Below are 24,411 nucleotides of genomic sequence, written 5' to 3' on the forward strand. Positions count from 1 at the left end.
TTTACAACATGCTTAACAAGCCTCATAATATGCTCTCACCGTTTTGTTTACCCCATCGACCTCTATTGTCCCTCCGTAGGGAATTACGTATTGGGGGCGTAGATGGCCTATGGGAACACCCAGAACCCTAGGCAGCTCATCGTTGTACTTTCCTATTTCACTAGAAACGGCACTAAGAAGCTTGGTCGCTGCACTTGGATTAGGTACGGCTAATTGCGCGGTCTCTTGACTAATTGAATGCGGCGGAAGACCGAAAAGGACGGCTCCTACCGCATTAAAGTATCCCGCTTCTCCGAAAGCTCTCACAAGTTTGAGGACGTTGCCATCTCCTAAATGCTCATCAGAAAGCTCAAGGAAAAGGATTGCGCCGCGCAATTGTAGCGGGGTCGGAAGTTCATTCATTACTGCTAGCTGAAGGAGTGTTTGCACGCACCCTCCCCATGAGCGACCCTTAGTAATCTTGGGTTCACCTGCCCAAAGGTATTCGGGGTAAGGAGATCGGAGCCCGCCCTCTGTTAAAGCGAGAGGAGAATGCCAGTCTATTCCTCTTACCTCGTAGTGGCTAGGTTTTAGAAGCTCAAGATAGCCCTTCCCCTCCAGCACCTTTTTAATCGAACCTGATTGAATAGGATCTATAGAGGGGCCCGGTCCGAGTTGAATTTGCGTTGAACCCCCGTAGTAGCTGGTTCTGCCTATCTTCCATAAAAAATTGTGGATTGCTGTATTATCGGAATATCCCACGAATGGCGTTCTGCTGGTGGCTAGGACATTCCGATCGAGGTACTTCAGTAATGTGATTGAGTCGTTCCCGCCGGCTACAGCGAAAATAGCCTTACAATTTCGCTGTTTACTTGCGCTATTAATGTCGTTTGCTCTTTGTTGTGCGGAAAGTGGCTCTCTGACTGATTGATACTCGACGGGCGGAAACCCAAATTCGGAACCAATTCTCCGCATAGCTTGTTTGTGTACCGCCGGCCCGATGAGTGCAGCTTGCAAGGAAGGGGCAACCACAGCGATGTGCCTACGGATTATGTCGGGTCTCGTCATTTCATTCAGCTTTTCGGTCAGAACAATCTGGGCAGCCTTCATCCTTTAGGTATTGAATCGACCTGAATTTTTGAGAGTGGCGTATTACGCGGCGTGAAGGCCTGCGTAGTTTTCTCGTTGGTAGTTGGTGTAGTGCTCGATCGGCGGGATATGCCCGAGCGAGGAATGCAACCGCTGGTGATTATACCAGTGGACCCATCCGGCTGTGGCGCGTTCCACCTCACCCCAGTTCGTCCACGTCCCTGCCTCGAAATCAATGAGCTCAGACTTGTACAGCCCGATCGTTGACTCCATCGGACCGTTGTCGTAGGCGTCGCCGACTGTGCCGATAGACCCGTCCATCTGGTGGACGGCCAGCAGCCGGCGGAGATCTGTGGAGGTGTACTGTGAGCCTGCATCCGAGTGATGGATCACCCCGGCCGATTCAAAGTACGGGTCCTGGCGCTGGCGTAGCGCCAGTGCCTGTCGCAGCGCCCGGTTGACCAAAGATTTCGTGGCTCGGGTGTCTACGACATACGCCAGGATCTCACGGGTGAACACGTCGGTGACAAAAGCCACGTAGCTGAAACCGCAGCTGGTGTGCACATACGTGAAATCCGCGACCCACCACTGATCGGGGCGCTGAGCCTGCGACCAGGCCCGTTGAATACGATCCGGGAAACGCTCGGCGGTGGGATCAGCAACGGTGGTGCGTGTGGTCTTGCGTCGGAGTACACCCGCGATTCCAAGGATATTCATCAGACGTTGCACCTGGTCACGGCCGATGTTCCAGCCTGCCCGGTGGGCGGGGTTCCATAGTTTTCGTCGCCCGTAGACCCGCCGATTGGCCCGCCACAGCTCAAAGAGCCGGTGCGCGGTGTAAGCCTCGTCCAGCTCGGCAGGGGTGGGCCCGAAACCACGGGCCTGGAAGCGGTAGAACGTTGCTGGTGAAATAGCGTATTCATGCCCGCCCGAGCACGCGGCACATCCGCCAGGTGGAATACAGGTGCCGGTGAGTGCGGGTCAAGTCCACGATCACTTCAGTTTGCGGTCGAGCTTAAGCCTGGGCGAAAAAAGCTGAGGCCAGCTTCAAAATCTCGTTGGCTTCTTTGAGCCGGGCATTTTCTTTGCGCAGGGCCGCAAGTTCCGCGTCTTTCTCGGTGTCGGATTGCTCGACGGTGAGGTCCACCTTTTTCTCTTCTGCGCGTACCCAGTTGCGGATAGTGGATGTTTTGATGCCGATGACAGCTTCGACAGCGCGTAGTGCGGCTGCCTTGGATGAAGCGCCGTCAGCGAGCTCCTCGAAGTACAGGCGCACCGCCCGCTGGCGGGTCTCCTGGTCGTAGAGGCTGATAGCCATGATGTTCCTCCTGCGTTACATCATGCCCTCTCACCAACCCAGGCCGGTTTAGTATCTTTCCATCTTGATGTAGATGTCGGTAAGAGAAATATACGCGCGGGCATTCATTAACTTAGATTCCTCAGTTAGCAGAAATCTAATTGCTTCATTAGCTGCGATTGAGGAGACCATAAGATTTAATGGGCCAAAGCTTGGCGCCTGGTAGCGGGTTGTAAGTACTTCAAAGTGTTCGATTCCGGCTGCTGAGTTATACATATCGTCGTCAAGGTTATGAAAAACATTTCGCTGGGCACAAGTCAAACAGGCGCTATTTTCATTAGATGGGATAAAACATGGCCCAACTACGCCAACGGTGTCTTGATAACCGGCTGGTAAGAAAGATTTTACGTTTCAACTGCCGCCACATTTGGGGCCCGTTCGGCCCGGGTGCGCCGTTTAAGCAGCCAGTCCGGGAAGAACGAGCCGGTTCTGAGTTTGGGCACGACGACGTCGACGGTGCCGACTCTGGTGTCGAGGTCGCGGTGGCGGTAGCCGTTTCGGACGTTGGTGCGGTTGTCACTGACGGTGGCGTCCTCGGCGCCGCAGACTTAGTCGGCCTGGGTCGAAAAGGATCTGGTTGATAAACCTTGGAGCATCTCGCGCATTAGGTCCGGGGAGGCTTGGGCCAGTAGTTCGTCGAGGTAGGTAGTCGGGTCGATAGAATGGAAGCCAGCGGCCATCGTGGTGTCCCTTTCGAGGAAGTGTGGTTACGGATTCGAAAGGCACTGCGGTGGCCGCCCACATCGTTCATGGGGTCCTCACCGGCAGCTACAGATACACCACGCTAACGGACGCAACCCTTGACACCGCCCACCACGGTTCCGGCGAACCAGCCGATCACCTCGTTTACCCGGAACTTCCGGGCGAGGTTGCCGTCGATGCCGTCGACAATAAGCGTCACGCCCAGCCAGAACCACATCCACTGGGGCTTGCCATCCAGATGGGCGGTGACCGCCAGCGTGGCCCACACCCGGCCGCTGAGCGTGAAGGCGTGGACGGCCCAGGCGCGCGCCTTCTGCGCGTCGGTAGGGTGATGCTGAAGAGCGGGAATAGTGGAAGGGGGCACGAGAATACTTTCCGTAGAGGCTGGGCGTTACATCACCTGCCGCAGGGGCAGGCGATCACGCCGGTGCGGAAAGTATAGCGGGGCGCTCCTAGTCCTCCGGGTGGAGCACGATGCGGATCGGGTCACCCACCTTGTTTTCCAAGTGATCGACCGCGGTCTGCGCCTCCGCCAGAGGAAGCACCTCAGTCACCGAATCGTCGAAATTCACTTTTCCCTCTTCGAGCATCTTAACGACGTCTTCGATGCTGCCAGGGCGCGACCCGTAGTGTCCGACCAGGCTTTGGTTGTTCATGGAGAAGTCGAGATCGTTGGGGATCACAACCTCCTTGCCGGTAATTCCCACGAGCACGAGCTTGCCACCAACACCAAGCACCGATAACGCCTGCTTACGCACAGGAGCAACCCCAGCGAAATCAAACGCCACATCTAACCCCTCCCCACCGGTCACTTCGCGCACCCGATCCACGCAATCATCCGCACCCGAATCCAGCACATAATCCGCCCCGTACTCCCTGGCACGATCACGCGCCTTCTCCGCAATATCCAACGCAATAACCGGGCTCGCCCCCAACGCCCGCAAAATCTTCACCGCGTGCGCACCCAACCCCCCCAAGACCCCACACACCAACAGACTGACCCGGCTCCACCTTCGCCGTATAACTAATCGCCGACCACGGGGTCGACACAGCATCCGGAATAATAGCCGCCACCTCAAACGGCACAGACTCCGGCAACGCCACAAGCGTCGACTCCTTCGTCACCACATACTCAGCCCACCCACCATCAAAATCGATGCCGTGGCCAAAGACGTCACCGTTCTCGTCGCGGTAACCGCTGCGCAGCACCACGCGGTCACCCTCGTGGTAGCCGGTGACGCCCTCGCCGACCTTGTCGATGATGCCGGCGGTTTCATGGCCGAGCGTCACCACGTCGTTCTTCAGATGGGGCGGAGTCAGGTCGCCGCTGAGCAGATGAACATCGGACAAGCACACCCCCGCCGCCTTCACCTTCACCAAAACCTCACCCTTATCCGGTTCGGGTACCGGAACCTCATCAATCGATAGGGTGCGATTGCCGTCCCCCAGGTGCATGCGGGCGGCTTTCATAGTACGTTCAGACACGGTAATTGTTACCTTTCTTCGCTGGTGGTGTACGTCTCCACACGAGTGTACCCCGGCGAACCCGAAGGTGGTCTTATAGCGTCGAAGCAACACTCCCGGTTGGCGGGGGTCTGATCGGTGGAGTGTGCGGATGTCGCCAGTGGGGTTATCTTTCAGTGACAGGTCGGAGATCTCGACTGCGTTGAAGGCGGGATGGTCCGTGCGGAAAATAGCTCGTCACCTGGGGCGCTGCCCGTCAGTGACCTCCCGGAAACTCTCCCGATGCCCAGGGCCGCACCGTGTCCGCTGAGGCGATCTACCAGCACATCTACGCGATGCCCCGCGGGGAGCTCGCACGGCGGGGGATCTTCCTGCAGTCCAAGCGCACCAAGCGCCGGCCCCGCACCACCGGTCGGTACCGGGGCGGTGTGATCGTGGGGATGGTGCCCCTGAGTGAACGGGGCCAGGACGCCGCCGAGCGCCGGGTGCCGGGTCACTGGGAGGGGGACCTGACCATCGGGAAGAATGGTGCCTCGTGCGCGGCGACGCTGGTGGAGCGGATGAGCGGCTTCACCGGACTGCTGGCCCTGCCCTCCAAACAGGCCGAGCCCACCGCGGACGCGGTCATCGAGTACTTCAACGAGCTGACCCAGATGATGAAGGCGTCACTGGCGTGGGACCAGGGCAGCGAGATGGCCCAGCACGCGAAGGTCTCCCTGGCCACGAGCATGCCGGTCTACTTCGCCGACCCCCACTCGCCCTGGCAGCGTCCTAGCAACGAGAACACCAACCGGCTCTACCGGGAGTACCTGCCCAAGGGCACCGTGATCCCGGATCATCAGCCCTACCTCACCACCATCGCCGAGGAGATCAACAACCGGCCCCGCCGGCGGCTCGGCTACCTCACCCCCGACCAAGCCCGGCTACTCGCCGACTACGACAAACTCCTGGCCCAGATCAGCGATCTGGAAAACCGGCAAGCCGCCTACCGCCACTACCGAAAAGAACTCGACAAACTCGACATCGACCGCATCGAGTTCACCCCCATACCTATGGCACACCCTCGTCGACCACGCCGAAGTCAGCGTCGACGCCACCATCATATTCACGTTCAGGGACGGTAGCTCCCGTCAGCAGATGATCGGCAAGTGCGGAGTCACGACTCAGCCGTTGAGCTGTCCAAACGGCGATGAAGCAAGCTGGCGAGCGCCACGTATTCCAGCGCCTCCTGGGCATCTTGCTCGACAACGAGTTCATGTGCTCCGGGGTTACAAATGCCAAGCATCGCGCCCCTGAAGATGGCGTGAAAACCGGTCTGCTCATCCTGTCCTGAGCGACCCTCATGACCCGGAATGTTCAATCGCGGTGCTTTGCCGCCGAAGGCTTCATCCATCAACTTGGTGCCTGAAGTCTCTGAACCTAGGAGGTCACGAACCCGAACCTCGATTAATTTGAAAGCTTCGTTCACAGCCCGACTGAAGTGGCCGTCAGCGAACAAGTCCGCGCTTGCCTCTGCCACCGCAGGATGCAGCCCCTCAAAACTGAGTCGTCTTACTGGAGCTGTGCGTGGCGGCAACTCGATGATGCCTCCTTCGTAGACAGGAGTTTTTTCGCTACGTAGGCCTTGTCGATCCCTTGGTCGTTCAGGATCGAGGCTTCTACTTAGGAGCGTTGCTCAGATGGAACCGGCTCACGGATCAGGGTGACCATTCGAGTCCCTGAGCGGCTAATGATGTCTGGCAAGGGCATGAGCCAACGACCTCCTATTTGAACCACTCACGCCGCAAGCGCGACTGTGCCGCCGTTTTGTATCCAAGTCGGGCTGAAAGCTTCGTAGATGGTGATTGTGTCGCGCCCCTGGATGTGTGCTGCAACGATGCGGCTCATCACCTCAGAGACTTCGTGCGGGGTGTAGAACTCACCCGCCTTTTTGCCGGAGTTCGCTGCAAACTTCGAGATCAAGTACTCGTAGATGAACCCAAGCACGTCGTAGCCAGGAGAGCCGTCGGTGGGAATGTCATTAATAAGGTCGAGCAGATCCTTAATCGCCTTAGTCTGCGAGGTCGCGCTACTGCCCAGCTTCGACAGACCCGTTTCCAACGCGCGGAAGATGTCTTTGAACACATGGGCACGGCTCGGCAGGAGAAGACGGTCAAATGCCGCAAGCGCATCACGGACATTAGCGACGTTGAAGTCACTGCCTGCAGCACGCCACGTCGAGTAGAGGTTGTTATACGCGATGAAGTAGCCCAGACGGTACTGCACGAACTCCACTGTTTCAGGATCATCTCCGACAAGCACCTCAGCAAGCTCATCGGGTTCTACGTCGCTGGCGCACATCAGCCGCTCAACCCAATCAGAGAGGAACTTATAGAAGATGAAGCCGAGAATGTAGTCCTTGTATTCCTGCGCCTCGATTTTGGAGCGCATGGTGTTCGCAGATCCCCAAATGCGCGATGCGAGTTGTCGTTTATCCATGGTGAAGTACCTGTTATCTTCTAGGGCGTGTCTGACAATTTCTTCAGCCAGGTCATGACGGCGATAGCCATCACGCCGACCCGGTAGACAACCGCGAGCTTGTCGTACCGGGTTGCCACACCCCGCCACTGCTTGAGGTTGCCGAAAACCGTTCCACCACGTTGCAGCCCTTGTAGGACTGCGCATCGAACGTCGGTAGACGCCCACCCATCGAGCCTTTCCGCTTCCGGACGGCGATCACGTCCTTCTTCTCCGGGAACGTCGCCGTGATCTTGCGCTCGCGCAGATACCTGCGCACAGCCTTCGATGCATACGCCCTATCCGCGCGCAGTTCATCGGGCCGGGTGCGCGGTCGGCCCACCATCCCGGGCACCCGCAGGCGTTTCAACAACGGGATCAGCACCGGGCAGTCACCGCGGTGGCCCGCAGTAACGATCATGGTCAGGGGCATGCCATGGCCGTCGACCAGGGCGTGGACCTTGGTAGACAGACCACCCCGTGATCGGCCGACCGCGTGATCAGGCGGCTCGGCCAGCAGGTTGTTGTAATTCGACAAAGCCCCCTGTGACCCGCGTGATGTTCGTGACGTGCTGATGGGCCCGGGCGATCGTCAAAGTCCACCGACACCGACCAGTCGATCAGGTCTTCCGTATCGGCCTGTCTAAGAAGTCGCTGAAAGATCACGTCCCAGGTGTCCGTCCTTGGCCATCCGGTTGTGCCAGGTGTAGACCGTCTGCCAGGACCCGAAGCAGGCGGGCAGGTCACACCGCGCGATCCCTGCCCGAAGGCAGTAGAGGATGGCCTCGAGCATCTGCCGGGGATCGGAGAACGGTCGGCCTTTTCTCCCCGTGCGACGGGGCAGAAGCTCTTCGACCATCTCCCACTGGGCATCACTCAACATGTGAAAACGCGACACGGGAGCCAGGGTCCCATGCCACGCTTCCCTCAATTGTCAGACACGCCCTAGGACGCTGGGCTTCTGGTCGCGGCGCTGAGGGCGTGGCCTGCCCGGATGGCAAGCTTCCGAAACCTCCCCGCTGGCTCTGAGTAGTCAATGGCTAAACCCCGCGCCGTTGGGTGTGGGGTTGAGTTGCGCTCCTGGCAGCAAATGAGACATCAGTTATTTTTGTGGTGGACTCTGGTGGTTTCCCGAGCCACCAGCCCGGTTTTTCAGCCTGGGATGCGGGTTGGTGGCCTGTGAAAACCCGTACCCCGAGGCCTCCCACTTCTCGGCGCCCCTTCCCTACCTCACCCACGTACCCGCCGTCCCCACGAATTCAGGCGGCCGCGCGGCGCTGCAGGTTTAGGGCGGCGAGCTCAGCGAACCACTCGTCCCGGTTCTTGACTGCAGGAACGGGAATACGGGATGGCCGGGCGGTGGGGCCCATGCCCAAAGAATGCAATGGCACCTCGGTTTTGGAGTTTCGGGTGTCGCTGATCGCGGGGATCATTTTGAGCATGTCCGCGTTGCTCAACCCCAGGTAGAACGGGAAGTGAGCGGGGAAGGCTTTGCGGCCCAGGTAGGTTGAGAACACAGGGGCCGAGACCGCCTTGTCTATCTCTTCGGTATGTCCTTCGCAGGTGATACGCACGATAAACTCCGCGTCGGCCAGGTAGGTGCGCTTCGCGATCACCGTCGCTCCCACACCGGGTTTGAATGCCAGCTGTTTGGCGGAGGAGGCTTTGAGCCCCTGCATGATTGCTAATCGACGTCTGAACTCGTATTCGTCCTCCCTGGACCCGATGGTGTGGAAGTCATCAACAAGCGTGGGATCGCTGTCGACACGAACTTCGAAGCCGGCGGCCTGGATCCACTCCGGCCAGTGGTTTCGCTGGTAGCCGAGTCCGCCGGCTATGAGCCCGCGCAGAGCGCTAGCGGTGGGGATCTCGTTGGTGTGGACATAATTGCCGGTGATAGCCGGTTTCGCCCAGCTTTGCAGGGGGCCAGCGAGGCGTATGAAGACCGAATCAGTCATGGTAGATCCAATCGACGATTTCCCGAATGACGTCATCAAGCTGCTGTTTGTGCAGGTCACCGAATTTTCCGTCCAGTTCTGGGTATGTGCCGGCGAGGGCCTCCACCGGGCCGAAGTTGCCGGCGTCGAAATCACGGGCCCGCTGGTACTGCTTCGCCAGCTCGTCGACGGTTCCTGCCAGATAACCGCCCTGGCCTTCGGCTGCAACCGGGGTCTCGAAGTCGTAGGCCGTACGGTAGCGCTGTTCCTCGACGAGAACGACGGCAGGAAGTGTATAGGGGGCGGTGCTGTGTTCCTTGCCGCGCGCGGAGCCGTAGATCACGGCGCGAATGAGCTGCTCCAGGTTCTGTCGGGAATCTTCATCGTTAAAGGCGGACCAACTCTTGCGAAGCTGTTTCTTGTCAATGCTTACTGAACGGTAGAACACGCCGTTGGTGTACTGGCTGACACCCAGGAAAGTAGCGCCTGTTTCGTTGCGCTCTTCCCGAAGGTCGTCGACCGTGGAGAAGTAGTCGGTGTCGATGCTCGTGGCGTGGGTGGTTACCGCGGGCGACACGCTCAGCGCGGCTTCGGTGTTATTCTGAGGCGCGTTGGCAAACATGCGCCCGAACGCCGCGATGGCGAGGGAACCGGTCTTAGTACCGTCTATGAAGGCTTCGATCTCGGCCTTCTCTTCCGCAGAATCCGGGGAAAGGATGTTTGCGACGGTCTGCGCGGCGGTGTTGATTTCCTCCTGCGAAAGCCAGATTGAACGTGCAGACTCCCCTTCCGTCTCCGAGCCCTTGGTCAGCTTGTTGATGATCTTTTTGGCTTCTTTCAGCGCTTTGTTTCCGTCAGTCTCCGGGACGAGTTCAACTGCTCGTTGTGCGATTGCTTCGGAGAGCTCTCCCGAACGCACGGACGCCTTTTGGGAGGCATCCTCATAGCGTTTGCGGATGCCTCGTTTGATGGATTGGGAAGACAGAAGCGCACGCATGACGCCTCCCTGGTTGATGCGTTTCGGAGTTCCGGTGTCATCACGGTTCAGGTTGCTGAAGGGGATGGCAGAAACGATGTTGATGGTCAGATGGTGAGACATGGTGGCGTCCTTTCGGTTTAATCGTTGGTTGATTCAGTTTTCGGGGTGGAGAAGGCAGAGAAGTAATCCCTCAGTATTCTCCGTCTGACCTGCTGAGATGCGGGCGTGAAGCCCTTTCCCCAGTAGAGGAAGGTTCTGAACAGTTCGTAGAAGTCGATGGCAGGTACCGGCCCGGGCAGGCCGGAGGCCAACTGCATGATGCGGCTGACATTGGCCAGGGCTTCTTCACCGTCGAGGGAGTGAAGGAATTGCAGCCGCTGCCCCACTGCGTCGAGTTCATCGGGATTCGGGGTAAAGCTTTCATTCTTGGCTTTCGCCAAGGCGGAGGAGACATGGAAAGCCCACTGTCCGAATGAGCGGTGTCGGCTCGGTTCTGTAGCCCGGTATTGTGTGATGCCATCAAACTCGGCGACGAGAGCAAAAAGCCTGATGAGAATAGTTTTCTGCTCATCCGAGAAGGTCGGATCAGCGTAGGGCAGGACTTCTGGATAGGCCCAGTGCTCTGTGTGCGGAGAGTTCCCCTTGCGCAGGGCAGCCCGGGTTTTTCGCCACGGGGCGGGGTTAGTGTGCGCTTTATCCCGTTGAGCCAGAATGTAGCCGAGGCGGGATTCCCACAGAGGGCGCGAGGAATCAGTCATTAGTAGCTCTCTTCTTTAGCGGTGTTGCTGTTGGTGATTTTTCGCAGTCGGCGCTCCAATACTCCGCGGACGAAGGCGATGTTGGCGGGTTCCTGCAGCGAGTGCGGGTTAACCACTTCGTCGAATGCTGCCAGAGACGCAGCAACGCATTGATCTTTGAGAGAGTCCGGGAGCTCATAGCCAATGGATTCGTCACGGGAGTGACGCTGCCGGATGTCTGCAAGCATAGATCGGTAGACCTGTGAGATTTTTCGCCAGAAGGCGCTGGAGGCATCCGACCGTCGATCCACCAGGTCGTCCAGCACGGCTGGAGGGTATTTACTATTCGAAGGCTTACGCCTGAATGGATTGCAGACAGCGTCATGGAGTTGGCGGATCATGCCGGCCTCCATTCGGATCTCTGTGAGAAGATCCTCGTCGAGGTCGAAGGCCCACTCGTCTGGCGAGGGCGAGAAAACCTCGCTTGCCCGGATGTTCGGAGAACTCGCGCTACCACCAATCTGATGCCGGATGAAAACGACGCCGGCCTCATCGTCAGGCTGCTCGACACAGCGGTGGATAAGAGCATTTATCATTTGCTCCATTTTGTTTTCCGACGCCCATTCGACTGCCAGTTCCGTGCCGTCACGACCCATATCCAGCCGTTGTACTTTCAATTCTCCAGAATCGTTGCGGATGTACAGGTAAAAGGGGTCTAGGGTATTACGGACATCCCACCAGTCCTTACGCGACTGTTTAGTGGTGCCCATTTCAGAGTTCAAATACCATGCTTCTGGGATGCCGCCCGTGCGAACGCCGACGAGCCGATTTTCATCCCAGCAGCATGCAGGGGCATTAGAGCTCCAGGTTGCCGCCCAGAGGGGGTGTGCCTGTGGCACGCCGTCGATTTCCGTGATGGAGTGCTCCGCTGTTCTGTCTGCCCATGCTGGCAATCCCTCGCCCTCGATCCATGACTGGGAGATGGCGTAGAGGAATGTGTCCATCATGGTGGGGCCATGGAAGAACATCTCCGTAGCGGTGAGATCAACGCCCACGAAACGCATCGCGGGCGAGCCCATCTGGCATTTATCACCATCGTATGCGTTGTTCCCAGCCATGGACATGTGATGGAAAACTACGAGCGATAAGAGCGCATCGGGGAGGCTCAAAGAGGTACTGTCCTCCGCCAAGAGGTTCCAGTAGCTTTCGCCTTGGTCGGGGAGCATGGATGGACTGAGCTTCTTGACGGGCTGCTGGCCGGGCCCCAGTTGCCGCGCGGTGTCCTTGGGTCCACCAGGTTTGAGCGCTGGCCGCTGCATGAAGGGTATCGTGGCCGAAAAAGGATCGCATCCGGGGGCGAGGTCATCAATTGCAGCATCGAGTGCACCTTCCTCGAAGCCTTCCGTCCGCAGCTCCTCCGGGGTTCTTGACGAGTGTCGCATCGCTACGGCTGCGACGGCGCTAAGCAGCCTGATCTGCGCAGATACCGTATACCCGGGTTCCTTCATATCTAGCTGCGTGCCCTGTAAATGGCTATCACGCAGAAAGCCTCGAACGTCTGATCTACCGTCCGTAGTTTTAAGGAACGCAATGTCCGTCAAAGCGTTTAGTGTCATGGGCGACTCACTTCCATGGGGTTGCGGTCTTGAATATAGCGGCTTGTTCGGATAGAGTCAACTGCAGAAGGCAAGTATGAAATAATTAAATCAGGCAGTTCGCCCGGTGCCTCCGCAAGAGCGGAGAAGGGTAGCAAACTGCAGATGGCAATGAAATACCTCCGCTGCTGCGGAGAACAACCCGTACCGTACCGATGATCTCTTACAGAAGGAACACGATGCAAACCTTGTACCTAACAAAGGTCCCGGTCCATTCGCTTTTGAACCGTCAAGTCAGCAACGGAAATAAAACCTGGGACATCAATTCGCCACGGTTCCGGCATCGTGCAGTGATGGGGTTATTCGGCGAGCTCGGACAGTCGCCTCGACAGAGCAACAGTATTCTTTTCCGCCTTGATCGGGTTCCGGGGCAGACGCCCTTCTTTCTTGTGCAATCCGATATCCAACCCACAAATATCGCCGATGTGGATGGCGTGGAAACCCGGGAGCTCGGGCAGGTTCCCGGTGCCGGTCAGACGGTTGTCTTTCGCATCGCTGTGAACGCAATTCGAAGAAAGACGATCGAGGAAGCCGGCAGGAAAAAAACCCGAACCTCAAGCGTTCCCTACGATCATGATGAAGGGGCAAGAGCGAGGGGTGAAACTGCGTTAACCCCGTGGCTGGAGAACAAGCTGGCCGGTGCGTTGACGCAGATGCAGGTGACCAACCACGTTCGTGATGTTTTGCGCGAATCCAAGAAGGGCATGGCGCTGCAGGTAGACACGATCGATGGTGTTGGCGTTGTAGACGATCCTGAAACGCTCGCCCACCTTATCCATGCGGGCGTGGGACGTGAAAAGTCTTATGGCTGCGGCCTGCTGAGCGTGAGGCCGGTCTAGTGCGCACACACGAAGAGCTCTGGGCAAAGAAAGACGGCTTGGATCACACGTACCCGCTGCTTGCCCATCTCCTGGATTCTGCTGCTATGGGCGCGTTTCTCTACCAGCATTGGCTGAGGCCAGGCCTCCGCAATCTCATCGAAAAAGAGCTGGGCACTGACACTGAAAAAATCGTGTCATGGGTTATCGGTACCCATGACATCGGTAAAGCCAACCCGATCTTCCAATTTCAGCCCACTCAGAGCGATGACTCCTGGGCGGAGATCAGGAATGGGATCCGCAACAGCGGTTTCTATGAGCCGGTTCAGTCTAAGCAGCTGGACCGGTGGCTTCGGCTATCACGGGAGCTGAAACGACACGAAAAGATCTCGGCGTTAGACCTCTCTGGAGGCAATCTCGCGGCCATCAATCTCGGCGAGGCCTGGAGGCTCGTGCCTCCCATGGCACACCACGGGTATTTCTCCGTTCCGCTGCAGGCAGCTCGAAAACCGCAAAAGCAAGCGGCTAGGCAGCTCATGGAATCACCCGGCTGGGCAGAGGCCCGCCGGGATCTTAAGGATGCACTTTCTACCGCCATTGGCGTCAGAATTGACGATGCCCCTAAGAAGGTCTCCCCCACTGTGACCATCTTGATCAGCGGGCTGACTGTTCTGGCGGATCGGCTTGCCTCCAACCAGGCATGGATAGCGGAAACGCTCGCCAGAGACTTAAGCCTGAGCGATCCTGAAACCTGGTATCAGGTGCAACGAGAAGCAGCTAAACCTTATGTCGCCCGGGAATTAGGCCTGTACCAGGGATGGGAATCCCAGGAAGAAGCAGAACACGATATCCTGCGCGGCCGAAGTCCCCGGGAGGTCCAGGAGAAGGTACGGGACGCAGGCGATGGCCTCGTCGCCGTCATGGCCCCCACTGGGTGCGGTAAGACAGAAGCTGCCCTTCTGCGGCATGCGCAAAAAGATGAACGCCTGCTGTTTCTGCTTCCCACCCAGGCGACCACCAATGCTCTCATGCGCCGTGTTCAGCGGGCCTATGCGAACACACCAAACGTTGCGTCGCTGGCGCACGGGCTCGCCAGCGTGGAAGACTTCTACACCACTCCTGTCGTTCCCTTTTCCGATGACAACCATGAGCACGACGAATGCGCCCATGAGCAGGGTGGACTCTTCCCGGGTTCATTCGTGAGGGCTGGCATGTCCAGGATGCTCGCATCTGTATCTGTGGCAACCGTGGACCAGGCGCTCAAAGCAAGCCTCAAAATCAAGTGGGTGCATCTTCTTCTGCTCTCATTCGCCAACGCCCATGTGGTGATCGACGAGGTGCACACCTTGGACCACTATCAAACGGTTCTGGCGGAAACACTTCTGGCATGGTTGGGAGCTACGGGAAGCCGGGTTACCCTTCTAACAGCTACGTTCCCCAGCTGGCAGTTCAACAGATTGTTGGGCGCATATAGCGGTGAGAAGCAGACAATGGGGGCGTCCTTCCCCGCAATAGCGCGATCGACCGCTAAAGAAGCAGAATCCTTCCCCGCAGATCCGCGACAATTGCACATAGAGTTGGACAAGCTCCACCATCCGGATAACGTGCGCAGCCATATTGAGTGGGCTGAGGCGGCCAGAGCGCGGTACCCGCAGGCCCGCATAGGAATCATCTGTAACCAGGTAGCCTGGGCGCAACGCGTCGCGCACCAGCTCCGGGATAAAGGACACACAGTAGTCGTGCTGCATTCCGCGATGACCTCACAGCACCGCCGCGACAACGCCGAATACCTGGAGAAAGAGCTGGGGCCGGAGGGAAGCGCCGAAGGGATTACGGTCGTTGGCACCCAGGCGATTGAAGCGTCCCTGGACATCGATCTAGATATTCTTTCCACCGATCTGTGCCCCTCCGCGTCGCTCATTCAAAGAGCCGGCCGCGTGTGGAGGCGTATTGACGCCACACGCGCGCACCGCGTCCCCGGCATGGACCAGGCCACCATCCGGGTGGTTGACGCCCTGGATACCAACGACGGCTTCCGTTTCCCCTACCGAGAGGCTGAACTGCAACGTACAAGCGCCTGGTTGAGCGCCCGCGAGGGACTGCGCATGCCGGAGGAATGCCAGGAATTCGTCGATGCTTCGTCAGTGACATTCGGCGACCTCGACAATGAAGATGCCACGGATGCGGACACCGATATGTTTGCCGAGGACGCCCGAAAGACGCAAAAAGGACGCAGTGTCTCTTATTCCATGAAAGATTTCCTGGATCCGGATACATCGCTGACTACCATCGGCAGGACTTTCGGCGGACTGGGCAACATGATCAGCCCGGATGCGAGCGAGGTGAAAACCCGGGACATCGAGGAAGAATCGGTGCGGGTTATCCTCGGGGACTCCACCGGCACTATCCCCGGGGCCTGGGACGGGACCCTCGAGGAACTCCAATCTGTAAAAGGATTCCAACAAGATCAGGTCCGGCGCGCCCTCGCCGGCTCCATGCCCATGCGCAGGAGGAAGTTCGACCAGGTTTCAGATAAAGCAGTATCGCTTGAGCAGTCACGCTCAGTGATCAGTCAGTTCTGGTACGTCGAGGCGAAAGATCTTTACGATCCCTTTGTGGGCTACCTCGGAGCGTCGATAAGCGATACAAACGAAGTGAAATAAGTCAATGGCGTACTCCGAAGACGCGGTGGTGTTCGCACAGATCCCCGCCGAAAGCCAGGTACGGTTTGAGGATCGCGTAAGCTTCCTTTACCTGGAACGATGCACCATCAAGCAGGACAAGACGGGCGTGGTCGCGTACTCGGCCGTCGATGGCGAGTCGTATGTGCAGCGGATTCAGATCCCCGTATCCGGGATCGTGGTCATACAGTTGGGGCCGGGAACGAGCATCACCGCAGCGGCAATGACGTCCTGCACGCGGGCGGGGGCCACGGTGATGTTCACAGGTGGCGGCGGAGTGCCGGCGTACTCGCATGCCGTGCCGCTGACCAATTCCTCGCGGTGGGCCATTGCGCAGGCACGGCTCGTGGCATCTGAGCGCAACCAGCGCAAGGCGGCGATCAAGCTATACAAGAAACAGCTCGGGGTAGAACTGGAAGCGGACGAGACGAGCATCGCCGTGATGCGGGGCATTGAAGGACGCATGATGAAGGGGGTCTACCGAGAGCAGGCGAAGAAGTATAGCGTGAAGAATTTCCGGCGCGATACTAAGGCTGAGGACCCCGTAAACCTGGCGCTGAATCTGGCTAATTCCATTCTTTATGGCTGCGCGGCCTCCGCCTGCCACGCCATCGGTGTGAATCCCGCGCTGGGTGTGATTCACCGTGGGAATACTCGCGCCCTGCTGTTTGACCTTGCCGATACGTATAAACCGACGGTATCCATACCGCTCGCTTTCAAGAGCTCGGCGGACACGGATCCCATGGCGGCGTTAAGGCGTTCCCTTCGTGACGAAATATATCGGCGAGACATTCTCAAGGGAATGCTGGCTACGCTGATGGAGATCCTGGAGCCTCATCTGCCCGAGCGAGACGACGACCGGCTCATTGCTGGGCGCGGCGACGAGGTCGATGGGCACACCCAGTACGGCAAGAAATAGGAGTGCATCATGTTTCTCGTGATTACGGCGACGAGGATTCCGGATCATCTCCACGGGTATGTGAGCCGTTTCCTCACTGAGGTGGACACGGGGGTGTTCGTGGGGAACGTGTCGCGGCGTGTGCGTGACAATCTGTGGAAGCGATGTACTCAGGCAATGCAGGACGGCCGGCTGACAATGATCAACAACGACCCCACCCGGGAACAGGGCTTCGCAGTCAACACGTTGGGCCCAAACCGGCGCAAAATTGTGGACTTCGATGGGCTGCTCTTGCCGGTGAGCTTATCGGCCGTAAAACATGAAAACGATCGTATCGTCGATTAAACTCGCTGGTGCCGCACTCTCTTCTCCGCGCACGCGGAGGTATTTCCGACGAACCGCGGCGCAATCAACACACGGACCGCTCTTCTCCGCGCACGCGGAGGTATTTCCGAATAGGAGAAAAAATGACTTCACCTACACGCCTCTTCTCCGCGCACGCGGAGGTATTTCCATAGCGGCGGGTTGCTTTGTGCTCGGCGGTGACTCTTCTCCGCGCACGCGGAGGTATTTCCTATGGCATTTCCTACTACGAGGGGGGCGGAACCTCTTCTCCGCGCACGCGGAGGTATTTCCTTTGAGGCAGGCCCTGTGGATGACCTGCGTGTCTCTTCTCCGCGCACGCGGAGGTATTTCCGACACCCGCGCCATAGTGCCGCCTTTGCCTTCCTCTTCTCCGCGCACGCGGAGGTATTTCCAGCTCCAGCACCCCGCCCGTGGGAGACACAAACTCTTTTCCGCGCACGCGGAGGTATTTCCGTCGATTAGTGATTCGTTTAATGCGGCGGCGGCTCTTCTCCGCGCACGCGGAGGTATTTCCATCACGCCCCGGGGTGTAGCCCGGCATGACACCTCTTCTCCGCGCACGCGGAGGTATTTCCAACGTGTCATTCACTGAGGAAGACCGCGAGATCTCTTCTCCGCGCACGCGGAGGTATTTCCGTAGGGGGCGGTAACGGGAACACCCGTAGCGACTCTTCTCCGCGCACGCGGAGGTATTTCCCGCGGGGGCGGACAGCTCAGCAAGGGCGCGATCTCTTCTCCGCGCACGCGGAGGTATTTCCATACAAACGAGGTGTAAAACGCTCTAAAGGGCCTCTTCTCCGCGCACGCGGAGGTATTTCCCAGGGTGTCGTTGAGTGCTTCTCGGAAAGTTTCTCTTCTCCGCGCACGCGGAGGTATTTCCAGACCTCTCCTCCAAGGTGATGTCAGTGGTACCTCTTCTCCGCGCACGCGGAGGTATTTCCCCTGCGGAGGTTACAGAGGGTTTACAATCTCCCTCTTCTCCGCGCACGCGGAGGTATTTCCTGGATCTTGATGATGTGGTGGAGCTGGTGCGCCTCTTCTCCGCGCACGCGGAGGTCAAGCCCCTGGTAGTGGTGTAACTGGTTTTTGATCCTTCGTTGGTGCTCAGGCGGGTAGTTGCATCAGTGGGTCGGTGTTTACCTCCGTCTGCGAGCTGGTGTCGGTGGTCAGGGCGAGTCGGCATCGGCTCAGGACTTCGAGGCCGAGGCAGCGACGTCCTTCGGCCCATTCGTCGGTCTGCTCGGCCAGGACGGCGCCGATGAGGCGGACGATGGCATCCCGGTTGGAGAAGATCCCTACAACGTCGGTGCGGCGGCGGATCTCGCGGTTGAGCCGCTCGGTGGGGTTGTTGGACCAGATCTTCCGCCACACGTCGTCGGGGAACGTGGTGAAGGCGAGCAGGTCCTCTCGAGCGTCACCGAGGTGGTCGGCGACCTCGGGCAGCCGGTGCTCGGTGTAGTCCAATAGTCGGTCGAACTGGGCGTTGACGGCGTCTGCGGTGGGCTGGTCATAGACGCTGTGCAGCATGGCCTTCACGGCCGGCCACATGGACTTCGGGCACACCGCCATGAGGTTCGCCGCGTAGTGGGTGCGGCAGCGCTGCCAGGCGGCTCCGGGCAGATTCGCCGAGATCGCATCCACGAGGCCGGCGTGCGCATCAGAGGTCACCAGCCGCATGCCGCCCAGGCCGCGGGCGACCAGGTCGGCGAAGAAGGTGTTCCACGAGGCCTTGGTCTCACTGGTCGCCACTTGCATGCCCAGCACCTCGCGGTGCCCGTCGCCGTTGACCCCGGTGGCCAGCAGCACCGAGGCCTTGACGACCTGCTTGTTTTCCCGAACCTTGATCGTCAACGCATCGGCGGTGACGAAAGTCAACGGCCCTGCCTCATCCAGGCGCCGGTGCCGGAACGCGGCGACCTGCTCATCCAGGTCGGCGGCCATGCGGGAGACCTGCGACTTCGACAGTGAGTCAATGCCCAGGGTCTTGACCAGCTTGTCCATGCGGCGGGTGGACACTCCGGCCAGATAGCAATCCGCCACGACGGTGATCAGCGCGGACTCAGCACGCTTGCGGCGCTCGAGCAGCCACTCGGGAAAGTAGGACCCCGACCGCAGCTTGGGCACCGCCACGTCGACGGTGCCAACCCGCGTATCGAGCGGGCGGTGGCGGTAGCCGTTTCGGTAGTTGGTGCGCTCGGCAGAGCGGGCGTTCCACTCCGCCCCGCAGACGGCGTCGGCATCGGCGGACAGCAAGGCGTTGATCATGGTCTGCAGCAGCTCGCGCATCAGATCCGGCGACGCCTCGGCGAGGGCTTGGCCAAGAAGGCCGGCAGGGTCGACAATATGAGGTGCGGTCATCGTGATGACTCCATTCGAGGATTCTTTAGACGGTTGACTCGAAGGATCACACGGTGGCCGCTCTACATCCGTGCACAACACGAATCTGCAGACGATCTCGGCCACCGAGTTACACCACTCTATGGGGCACTACTGCTGCGAGGAGAGCAGCCACTGTGAGCAATGGTTTTGGTGTGAAACGTGATCGTGAGTGCATATGACCCAAGTTACCTAGAGGTAGTGGCTACCGCTCGGCGAACGCCCGCCAGTAGTCCCCGGAGTCATAGGCGCGTGGGTACGCGAACCCCGTGACTAACTATGCGGCCGCATAGTGCCCACAGGGGCGTAGCAGACCGCGGCGGGTTTTATGCCATGGCATAATTCGCGCCACTGCTGGAGAGCGCTGCGCAGAGCCACTCGCGAAGTCGAAATCAGGTGCACCGAAACGAGTCCCGCGAGGTCGAGTTCAGTGCTCGTTTCGACCGGCTGCTTTCGACCGGAAGAGCCAGTTAAACGGCGTTAAGTTTCAGCTGTGGCAGGTGAGGCAGAAGTGCGGATTCGAACTCGCCTCGAAGAGCGCCGGCGGAGCAGACGCAGGCACCGCCTCGCCTTGGTCGACGCTCCCCGACACCGAAGTCGAAAGGAGCCGCCCCCGAACTAAAACAACCCAATCAACCAGGCGACGAGAACGAGTCCCAGGAGCAGCCAGAGCGCCTGCGTCACCCGGGATTGCGGGTACTTGCGACGCCGGCGGGGCAGCTCCTGGTCCTGCTTGCGAAGTTGTTCGGGGTTGGCCATGGCTACGAGTCTAGCGGTTGGTCGTCGGCACGAGATCCCCGGAGGCGTCGGTAGAGGGCGAGACCGTGGTTGGTGAGGGTGTCGAGGAGCCAGAGCAGCCCCGCGGCCCCTACCCCGGCGAGGGGGACGAGCACCAAGAGCGCGATGGCCATTTGGGCCCAGAGCGGGGCGTCGATGAGCCAGTTCATGAGGCGCTGTCCGTCTGCGTGCCGTAGAGTCCGCGCCGCTTGAGCAGGGCGGTGACGTCGCGGTCGTGGCCGGTGAAGGCTCGGAAGGCGGAGGCGAAGTCGCGGCCCGCGCCCTGCGAGAGGATGTGGGTGCGGAAGTGCTCGCCGGCGGCGCGGAGGTCATCGCGGCCGCGGAACCACTCGAAGCCGTCGGCGTCGAGAGCCTCGGCCCACAGGTAGGAGTAGTAGCCGGCCGAGTAGCCGCCGGCGAAGATGTGGTTGAAGTAGGTGGAGCGGTAGCGGGGGTGGAGGTCGTCGACGTCGAGGCCGGCGTCGAAAAGTGCGCGCTGTTCGAAGGCGTCGATGTCGTCGAGGGTGTGGATCTCGGCGGCCTCCTTCGGGCTCAACGAGTGCCACGCGAGGTCGATGATGGCGGCGGCGAGGTATTCGGCCGTCGCGAAGCCTTGGCCGAGTTTCTGCTGCTCGCGCACGGCCTCGAGGTAAGCCTCCGGGATGACCTCGCCGGTGTCGACGTGGCGGGCGTAGTGGCGCACGACGGCGTCGTCGAAAGCCCAATTCTCGTTGATCTGGGAGGGAAACTCTACCCAGTCGCGCGGGACGTTGGTGCCGCTAATCGACGGGTACCGCACGTCCGACAGCAGCCCGTGCAGCGCGTGGCCGAACTCGTGGAACAAGGTGGTGACTTCGTCGATGGTCAACAGGGGCTGCGAGCCGTCGGTGGGCATGCTGATGCTCAAGACGTTGACCACGACGGGATAGGAGTCGGTGAGGTGGGCTTGGTCGCTAAACGACGACATCCAGGCCCCACCGCGCTTCGAGTCGCGGGCGGAGTAGTCGGTGAGCAGCAGGCCGAGGCCGCGGCCGTCGTGGTCGGTGACCTCCCAGATGTCGACGTCGTCGCGGTAGGCCTCGAGGTCCTCACGCAGGGTGACGGTGATGCCGTAGAGGAGCTGCGCGGCGTAGAAGACGCCGTCGACGAGTACCTGGCGCAGCGGGAAGTAGGCGCGGACGTCGTCGTCGGTGACACCCTGCTGTTCCTCGCGCAGGCGGGCGGCGTGGTAGGGCCAGTCGGCGGCGGTGATCTCCCCGCCGGCGCGCTCGGCGGCGAACTTGTGCTCGGCGGCGGCGTTGGCGCTGGCCGCGGGGGCGAGATCGGTGAGCAGGGCGCGGGCGGCGTCGGCATCTGGGGCGGTCTCTTCGGCGATGACCAGATCCGCGTGGGTGTCGTAGCCGAGCAGGCGGGCCTTCTCAGCGCGCAGGCGCACGGTCTCCAGCAGCACCTCGACGTTGGATCCCCGCCCGCGGGCCAGGGAGGCATCCAGCACCCGGGCGCGGGCGGAGGCGTCGCGCAGCTCGGACAGCGCGGACTGGACTGTCGGCAACTCGACGGGCAAAACCCACTGCTCGGTCTCCGGGTCGTAGAGGGCGTCGATGCGCGCCGGGCTGAGGCCGGCGAGTTCTTCGGCGGAGTCGAAACGCACGGCGAGCTCGTTGGTATCGCGTAAAAGGTTGCGCCCGAAGGTTTCGGAAAGCTCGGCCAGCCGGGCGTTGATCTGCGCGAGGCGGGCGTTGATCTGCGCGAGGCGGGCGTTGATCTGCGCGAGGCGGGCACGGTCCTTATCGTCCAATCCCGCCCCGCGCTGGCGGAAACGGGTGCACAGCAGCTCGTGGAGGCGGCGGGATTGCTCGTCGTCGGGAACGTCGATATCGCGCACGCGCTGGTAGAGCTCTGGGTCAGCGAAGATCTCGTCGGTGTGCCGGGACAGCTGCGGGATGATGTCTGCGGCGACCTCGTCGAAGGCTTCCGTGTGGTCGGTGCCCTGCAGATTGAAAAACCAGCTGAGGGCGCGCTGAAGCACCTGCCCGGAGGCCTCGAGTGCTTCGACGGTGTTTGCCCAGGTGGGCGTTCCTTGGGCCCGGATCTCCTCGACCTCGCGGCGCTGCTCTGCGATGCCGGTGCGCACGGCGGGGGTGACGTCGGCAAGCGTGATCGACGCGAACTCCGGCAGGCCGTACGGCAGCTGGGATGGGTGGGTGAAGGGGTTCTTATTAACCATGACCCGCCATCGTAACCACTTGCCTAGTATGGGCGTGCATGAGCGCCACCACGATCGTCACCTGCCCCGCCGGCACGATCACCGGGATCACCCCCGGCGATGGCACCCGCCGCTTCCACTCGATCCCCTACTCCGAGCTCGAAAGCCCCTATGCCGACCCTCGCCCGCGCCGCGGCGGCGAGGAGATCGATGCGACCGTCGCCCGCCCCGAGGCCATCGCTCTCAGCGTGACCTGCCCGGATACCGCCACCCGCGATAAGCCGGTCGTCGTTTATATCCACGGCGGGCGCTTCGAGGAGGGCACCCACGAGGACCCGCGTGTCGACGGCGCCCTGTACTCCTCCGACGTCATCGTCGTCCAGATCGGCTACCGGGTGATGCTGGAGGGTCTGGCCCGCTTCCACGACGACGAACCAAATCGCTACCGCGCCATCGACGACTGCCTCATCGGGCTGGAGTGGGTGCAGAAGAACATCGAGTCTTTCGGCGGCGATCCCACCAACGTCACGCTCGTGGGCCAGTCGGCGGGCGCGAGTATCGCGGCGTGGATGTGCCGGCGTGATCACTACCGCGGCGCTTTTCGACGCGTCCTCGCCGCCTCCGCCTCCTTCCCGCGCCGCGGATGGCACGACCGAAAGAAGCTGCTGCGCGGCATGCTCGGCAAGCCGCTGACCCGCGCGGCGTTGACGAAAGTCAACGATCGAAAGACCGCCAAGGCCTACGGGCGCTTCCGCACCCTGGCGGGCACCGACATCGCGCTCGGCCCGTGGCCGCTGGAGACGGCCGCGATGGCGGACGTCGATATCGTGGTGACCACCACGCGCGACGAGCTCTACCACGAACCGTCGGTGCGCTGGCTCGACGAACACGGCCTGGGCCCTGCCATGGCGCGCCTCTCCGCGCGGGCCCTGGGCCTTTCAGGCACCACCGCCACCTACCTCGAGGCCGCCCGCGCGATCGACCCCGACCGCCTCGGCGGCCGGCTCATCGGTGATGCGGTGATCAGGCGCTGGTCGCAATACCTCGCCGACGGCGCCCCGGGGCGGGTCTGGATGGCGGAGTTTAGGGGCGTCGATAAGCCTGCTCTACACTGCGCCGAGCTGGCGCCGCTGTTCGCCTCCGGCGGTTGTTCCGCCGAGCACCCGCTGCACCGCTGGCTCGTCGAGTTCGCGCGCACGGGCGAGCCCGGCTGGCAGCCCTATCACGAAGACACCGGCCGCCAGGCGATGGATATTTCGCTTGTCGACGGCCAGTTCACCCCCACCCGCGACCCCCTGCGGTATGTGCGCCTGGCGTTTCCGGATGCTTATTCGGCTAAGGCTTTGCGCAAGCGATGATCGGCCAGCTCCTCGACCAGCCACGGGGAAAACGCGCCCGGCGCGGCATCGACGGCGTCCATGAGCCGGGCCGGGGTGATCTCGAAGTGGGAGTCGACCTCCTCGGGGTTCGGGGTAACCGTGGCGCCGGGTCGCAGCCTCACGGTGTAGACGGGGCAGATCTCCCACTCGACGATGCCGGAGGAATCCGTGGCACGGTAGCGGAAATCGCCCAGCACCTCGGTGATCTCGGCGATGGCTTCCTCAGCGATGCCGAGTTCGAACCCGGCGCGGCGGATCACGGCATCGCGGGTGGATTCTGCGGGCAGCGGGTGTCCGCAAAAGCTGTTGGTCCACACCCCCGGCCAGGTGATTTTGCTCAGCGCGCGGCGGGTCAGAACAGTGGTGCCCTCATGGGTGAGCAGGTAGGCCGAAAAGGCGAAGTGCAGAGGGGTATCAGCAGTGTGCACCTCGCTTTTGACGGCGGTGCCGGCGGGCCGTCCGTGCTCATCGGCAAGGACAACTAGTTCCGGGGCAGGCTGCGGGGAATTCACATA

24 protein-coding genes, 2 pseudogenes and 1 CRISPR repeat array are annotated in these 24,411 nt (G+C 60.5%); of the genes and pseudogenes, 7 read left to right on the top strand and 19 right to left on the bottom strand.

All coding sequences use genetic code 11. From position 1 onward, the window contains the following. Positions 1-12 precede the first annotated feature (12 nt). The 6 genes and pseudogenes from C3B44_RS08600 to C3B44_RS11970 all read right to left on the bottom strand — a co-directional run bounded on the left by C3B44_RS08600 (position 13) and on the right by C3B44_RS11970 (position 4,612). A complete protein-coding gene (locus C3B44_RS08600; RefSeq protein WP_235840514.1) occupies positions 13-1,089 on the bottom strand; it encodes a S66 family peptidase in 1,077 nt (358 codons plus the stop codon). A 42-nt stretch (positions 1,090-1,131) separates the two neighbouring features. Further along, positions 1,132-2,386: pseudogene (locus tag C3B44_RS08605) on the bottom strand (IS3 family transposase). Between the two features lie 410 nt (positions 2,387-2,796). Further along, positions 2,797-3,105 (bottom strand): annotated as a pseudogene (locus C3B44_RS08610) (transposase); the annotation flags it as partial. A 104-nt stretch (positions 3,106-3,209) separates the two neighbouring features. Beyond that, complete coding sequence (locus C3B44_RS08615; RefSeq protein ID WP_108432014.1) at positions 3,210-3,491, bottom strand: CDP-alcohol phosphatidyltransferase family protein; 282 nt, start codon at positions 3,489-3,491, stop codon at positions 3,210-3,212. Between the two features lie 88 nt (positions 3,492-3,579). Beyond that, entirely contained in the window at positions 3,580-4,116 is a 537-nt protein-coding gene (locus tag C3B44_RS11965; RefSeq protein ID WP_412841965.1) for a zinc-binding dehydrogenase, read from the bottom strand. Next, a complete protein-coding gene (locus tag C3B44_RS11970; RefSeq protein ID WP_235840516.1) occupies positions 4,013-4,612 on the bottom strand; it encodes an alcohol dehydrogenase catalytic domain-containing protein in 600 nt (199 codons plus the stop codon). Before C3B44_RS11970 ends, C3B44_RS11965 begins: the two co-directional genes overlap by 104 nt. Positions 4,613-4,742: 130 nt before the next feature. Here C3B44_RS11970 and C3B44_RS12200 point away from each other — a divergent pair, with 130 nt between their 5' ends. Both C3B44_RS12200 and C3B44_RS08625 read left to right on the top strand, forming a co-directional pair. Beyond that, positions 4,743-4,901: a helix-turn-helix domain-containing protein gene (locus C3B44_RS12200; protein ID WP_235840517.1), complete on the top strand. Its 159-nt coding sequence runs from the start codon at positions 4,743-4,745 to the stop codon at positions 4,899-4,901. Then, entirely contained in the window at positions 4,891-5,715 is an 825-nt protein-coding gene (locus tag C3B44_RS08625) for an IS30 family transposase (RefSeq protein WP_235840518.1), read from the top strand. The genes C3B44_RS12200 and C3B44_RS08625 overlap by 11 nt, the downstream gene beginning before the upstream one ends. Before the next feature lie 32 nt (positions 5,716-5,747). On the opposite strand, the gene C3B44_RS08630 is transcribed toward C3B44_RS08625, so the two are convergent. From C3B44_RS08630 to C3B44_RS08660, 8 genes are all read right to left on the bottom strand, one after another. Continuing rightward, a complete protein-coding gene (locus tag C3B44_RS08630; protein ID WP_268876473.1) occupies positions 5,748-6,167 on the bottom strand; it encodes a TIGR02391 family protein in 420 nt (139 codons plus the stop codon). A gap of 200 nt (positions 6,168-6,367) precedes the next feature. Then, on the bottom strand, positions 6,368-7,255 hold the full coding sequence (locus C3B44_RS08635) for an N-6 DNA methylase (RefSeq protein WP_341458501.1): 888 nt from the start codon (positions 7,253-7,255) through the stop codon (positions 6,368-6,370). Continuing rightward, a complete protein-coding gene (locus C3B44_RS11785; protein ID WP_199906014.1) occupies positions 7,140-7,625 on the bottom strand; it encodes a transposase in 486 nt (161 codons plus the stop codon). Before C3B44_RS11785 ends, C3B44_RS08635 begins: the two co-directional genes overlap by 116 nt. A gap of 105 nt (positions 7,626-7,730) precedes the next feature. Next, positions 7,731-7,970, bottom strand: coding sequence for a transposase (locus C3B44_RS11790; protein WP_108430616.1), 240 nt, complete (start codon positions 7,968-7,970; stop codon positions 7,731-7,733). 376 nt (positions 7,971-8,346) lie between these two features. Next, positions 8,347-9,045, bottom strand: coding sequence for a type I-E CRISPR-associated protein Cas5/CasD (cas5e, locus tag C3B44_RS08645; RefSeq protein WP_108432017.1), 699 nt, complete (start codon positions 9,043-9,045; stop codon positions 8,347-8,349). Continuing rightward, complete coding sequence (cas7e, locus tag C3B44_RS08650) at positions 9,038-10,123, bottom strand: type I-E CRISPR-associated protein Cas7/Cse4/CasC (protein ID WP_108432018.1); 1,086 nt, start codon at positions 10,121-10,123, stop codon at positions 9,038-9,040. The genes cas5e and cas7e overlap by 8 nt, the downstream gene beginning before the upstream one ends. Before the next feature lie 17 nt (positions 10,124-10,140). Beyond that, positions 10,141-10,761: a type I-E CRISPR-associated protein Cse2/CasB gene (gene casB / locus C3B44_RS08655; RefSeq protein ID WP_108432019.1), complete on the bottom strand. Its 621-nt coding sequence runs from the start codon at positions 10,759-10,761 to the stop codon at positions 10,141-10,143. After that, positions 10,761-12,356 (bottom strand): type I-E CRISPR-associated protein Cse1/CasA, encoded by a 1,596-nt coding sequence (locus C3B44_RS08660; RefSeq protein WP_108432020.1) that lies wholly within the window; start codon positions 12,354-12,356, stop codon positions 10,761-10,763. The genes casB and C3B44_RS08660 overlap by 1 nt, the downstream gene beginning before the upstream one ends. Before the next feature lie 218 nt (positions 12,357-12,574). On the opposite strand from C3B44_RS08660, the gene cas6e reads away from it, so the two are divergent. From cas6e to cas2e, 4 genes are read left to right on the top strand one after another with little or no spacing between them, the layout of a single operon-like run. Next, positions 12,575-13,234, top strand: coding sequence for a type I-E CRISPR-associated protein Cas6/Cse3/CasE (gene cas6e, locus C3B44_RS08665; protein WP_158268676.1), 660 nt, complete (start codon positions 12,575-12,577; stop codon positions 13,232-13,234). Then, positions 13,234-15,876, top strand: a complete 2,643-nt coding sequence (gene cas3, locus C3B44_RS08670; protein ID WP_146183503.1) for a CRISPR-associated helicase Cas3' — start codon at positions 13,234-13,236, stop codon at positions 15,874-15,876. Before cas6e ends, cas3 begins: the two co-directional genes overlap by 1 nt. 4 nt (positions 15,877-15,880) lie before the next feature. After that, entirely contained in the window at positions 15,881-16,813 is a 933-nt protein-coding gene (cas1e, locus tag C3B44_RS08675; RefSeq protein WP_108432023.1) for a type I-E CRISPR-associated endonuclease Cas1e, read from the top strand. A gap of 9 nt (positions 16,814-16,822) precedes the next feature. Then, positions 16,823-17,137, top strand: a complete 315-nt coding sequence (gene cas2e / locus C3B44_RS08680) for a type I-E CRISPR-associated endoribonuclease Cas2e (protein ID WP_108432024.1) — start codon at positions 16,823-16,825, stop codon at positions 17,135-17,137. 18 nt (positions 17,138-17,155) lie between these two features. Further along, positions 17,156-18,221: direct repeats of the CRISPR family, unit length 29 nt; unit sequence CTCTTCTCCGCGCACGCGGAGGTATTTCC. 41 nt (positions 18,222-18,262) lie between these two features. Here the strand turns inward: cas2e and C3B44_RS08685 are convergent. From C3B44_RS08685 to C3B44_RS08695, 4 genes are all read right to left on the bottom strand, one after another. Then, positions 18,263-19,516, bottom strand: coding sequence for an IS256 family transposase (locus tag C3B44_RS08685; RefSeq protein WP_108430618.1), 1,254 nt, complete (start codon positions 19,514-19,516; stop codon positions 18,263-18,265). Positions 19,517-20,152: 636 nt separating this feature from the next. Further along, positions 20,153-20,293 (bottom strand): hypothetical protein, encoded by a 141-nt coding sequence (locus tag C3B44_RS11795; protein ID WP_199222464.1) that lies wholly within the window; start codon positions 20,291-20,293, stop codon positions 20,153-20,155. Positions 20,294-20,295: 2 nt separating this feature from the next. Beyond that, positions 20,296-20,481: a hypothetical protein gene (locus C3B44_RS08690; protein WP_108432025.1), complete on the bottom strand. Its 186-nt coding sequence runs from the start codon at positions 20,479-20,481 to the stop codon at positions 20,296-20,298. Further along, on the bottom strand, positions 20,478-22,538 hold the full coding sequence (locus C3B44_RS08695; RefSeq protein ID WP_108432026.1) for a M3 family metallopeptidase: 2,061 nt from the start codon (positions 22,536-22,538) through the stop codon (positions 20,478-20,480). Before C3B44_RS08695 ends, C3B44_RS08690 begins: the two co-directional genes overlap by 4 nt. Positions 22,539-22,576: 38 nt before the next feature. Between C3B44_RS08695 and C3B44_RS08700 the strand changes: the two genes are divergently transcribed. Next, on the top strand, positions 22,577-23,875 hold the full coding sequence (locus C3B44_RS08700) for a carboxylesterase family protein (protein ID WP_108432027.1): 1,299 nt from the start codon (positions 22,577-22,579) through the stop codon (positions 23,873-23,875). Here C3B44_RS08700 and idi read toward each other — a convergent pair. Further along, on the bottom strand, positions 23,845-24,408 hold the full coding sequence (idi, locus tag C3B44_RS08705; protein WP_108432028.1) for an isopentenyl-diphosphate Delta-isomerase: 564 nt from the start codon (positions 24,406-24,408) through the stop codon (positions 23,845-23,847). The genes C3B44_RS08700 and idi overlap by 31 nt on opposite strands. Positions 24,409-24,411: the final 3 nt, after the last annotated feature.

Source organism: Corynebacterium yudongzhengii (genome assembly GCF_003065405.1).
Taxonomy (GTDB): domain Bacteria; phylum Actinomycetota; class Actinomycetes; order Mycobacteriales; family Mycobacteriaceae; genus Corynebacterium; species Corynebacterium yudongzhengii.

What these genes read in the sequence shown, in the direction of transcription:
- C3B44_RS08600 (WP_235840514.1), bottom strand. Translation starts at nt 1,089, where the DNA reads ATGAAGGCTGCCCAGATTGTTCTGACCGAAAAGCTGAATGAAATGACG.
- C3B44_RS12200 (WP_235840517.1), top strand. Translation starts at nt 4,743, where the DNA reads ATGTCGCCAGTGGGGTTATCTTTCAGTGACAGGTCGGAGATCTCGACT.
- C3B44_RS08635 (WP_341458501.1), bottom strand. Translation starts at nt 7,255, where the DNA reads ATGCGCAGTCCTACAAGGGCTGCAACGTGGTGGAACGGTTTTCGGCAA.
- C3B44_RS11790 (WP_108430616.1), bottom strand. Translation starts at nt 7,970, where the DNA reads ATGTTGAGTGATGCCCAGTGGGAGATGGTCGAAGAGCTTCTGCCCCGT.
- cas5e (WP_108432017.1), bottom strand. Translation starts at nt 9,045, where the DNA reads ATGACTGATTCGGTCTTCATACGCCTCGCTGGCCCCCTGCAAAGCTGG.
- cas7e (WP_108432018.1), bottom strand. Translation starts at nt 10,123, where the DNA reads ATGTCTCACCATCTGACCATCAACATCGTTTCTGCCATCCCCTTCAGC.
- casB (WP_108432019.1), bottom strand. Translation starts at nt 10,761, where the DNA reads ATGACTGATTCCTCGCGCCCTCTGTGGGAATCCCGCCTCGGCTACATT.
- C3B44_RS08660 (WP_108432020.1), bottom strand. Translation starts at nt 12,356, where the DNA reads ATGACACTAAACGCTTTGACGGACATTGCGTTCCTTAAAACTACGGAC.
- cas6e (WP_158268676.1), top strand. Translation starts at nt 12,575, where the DNA reads ATGCAAACCTTGTACCTAACAAAGGTCCCGGTCCATTCGCTTTTGAAC.
- cas1e (WP_108432023.1), top strand. Translation starts at nt 15,881, where the DNA reads ATGGCGTACTCCGAAGACGCGGTGGTGTTCGCACAGATCCCCGCCGAA.
- cas2e (WP_108432024.1), top strand. Translation starts at nt 16,823, where the DNA reads ATGTTTCTCGTGATTACGGCGACGAGGATTCCGGATCATCTCCACGGG.
- C3B44_RS08685 (WP_108430618.1), bottom strand. Translation starts at nt 19,516, where the DNA reads ATGACCGCACCTCATATTGTCGACCCTGCCGGCCTTCTTGGCCAAGCC.
- C3B44_RS11795 (WP_199222464.1), bottom strand. Translation starts at nt 20,293, where the DNA reads ATGGCCAACCCCGAACAACTTCGCAAGCAGGACCAGGAGCTGCCCCGC.
- C3B44_RS08690 (WP_108432025.1), bottom strand. Translation starts at nt 20,481, where the DNA reads ATGAACTGGCTCATCGACGCCCCGCTCTGGGCCCAAATGGCCATCGCG.
- C3B44_RS08695 (WP_108432026.1), bottom strand. Translation starts at nt 22,538, where the DNA reads ATGGTTAATAAGAACCCCTTCACCCACCCATCCCAGCTGCCGTACGGC.
- C3B44_RS08700 (WP_108432027.1), top strand. Translation starts at nt 22,577, where the DNA reads ATGAGCGCCACCACGATCGTCACCTGCCCCGCCGGCACGATCACCGGG.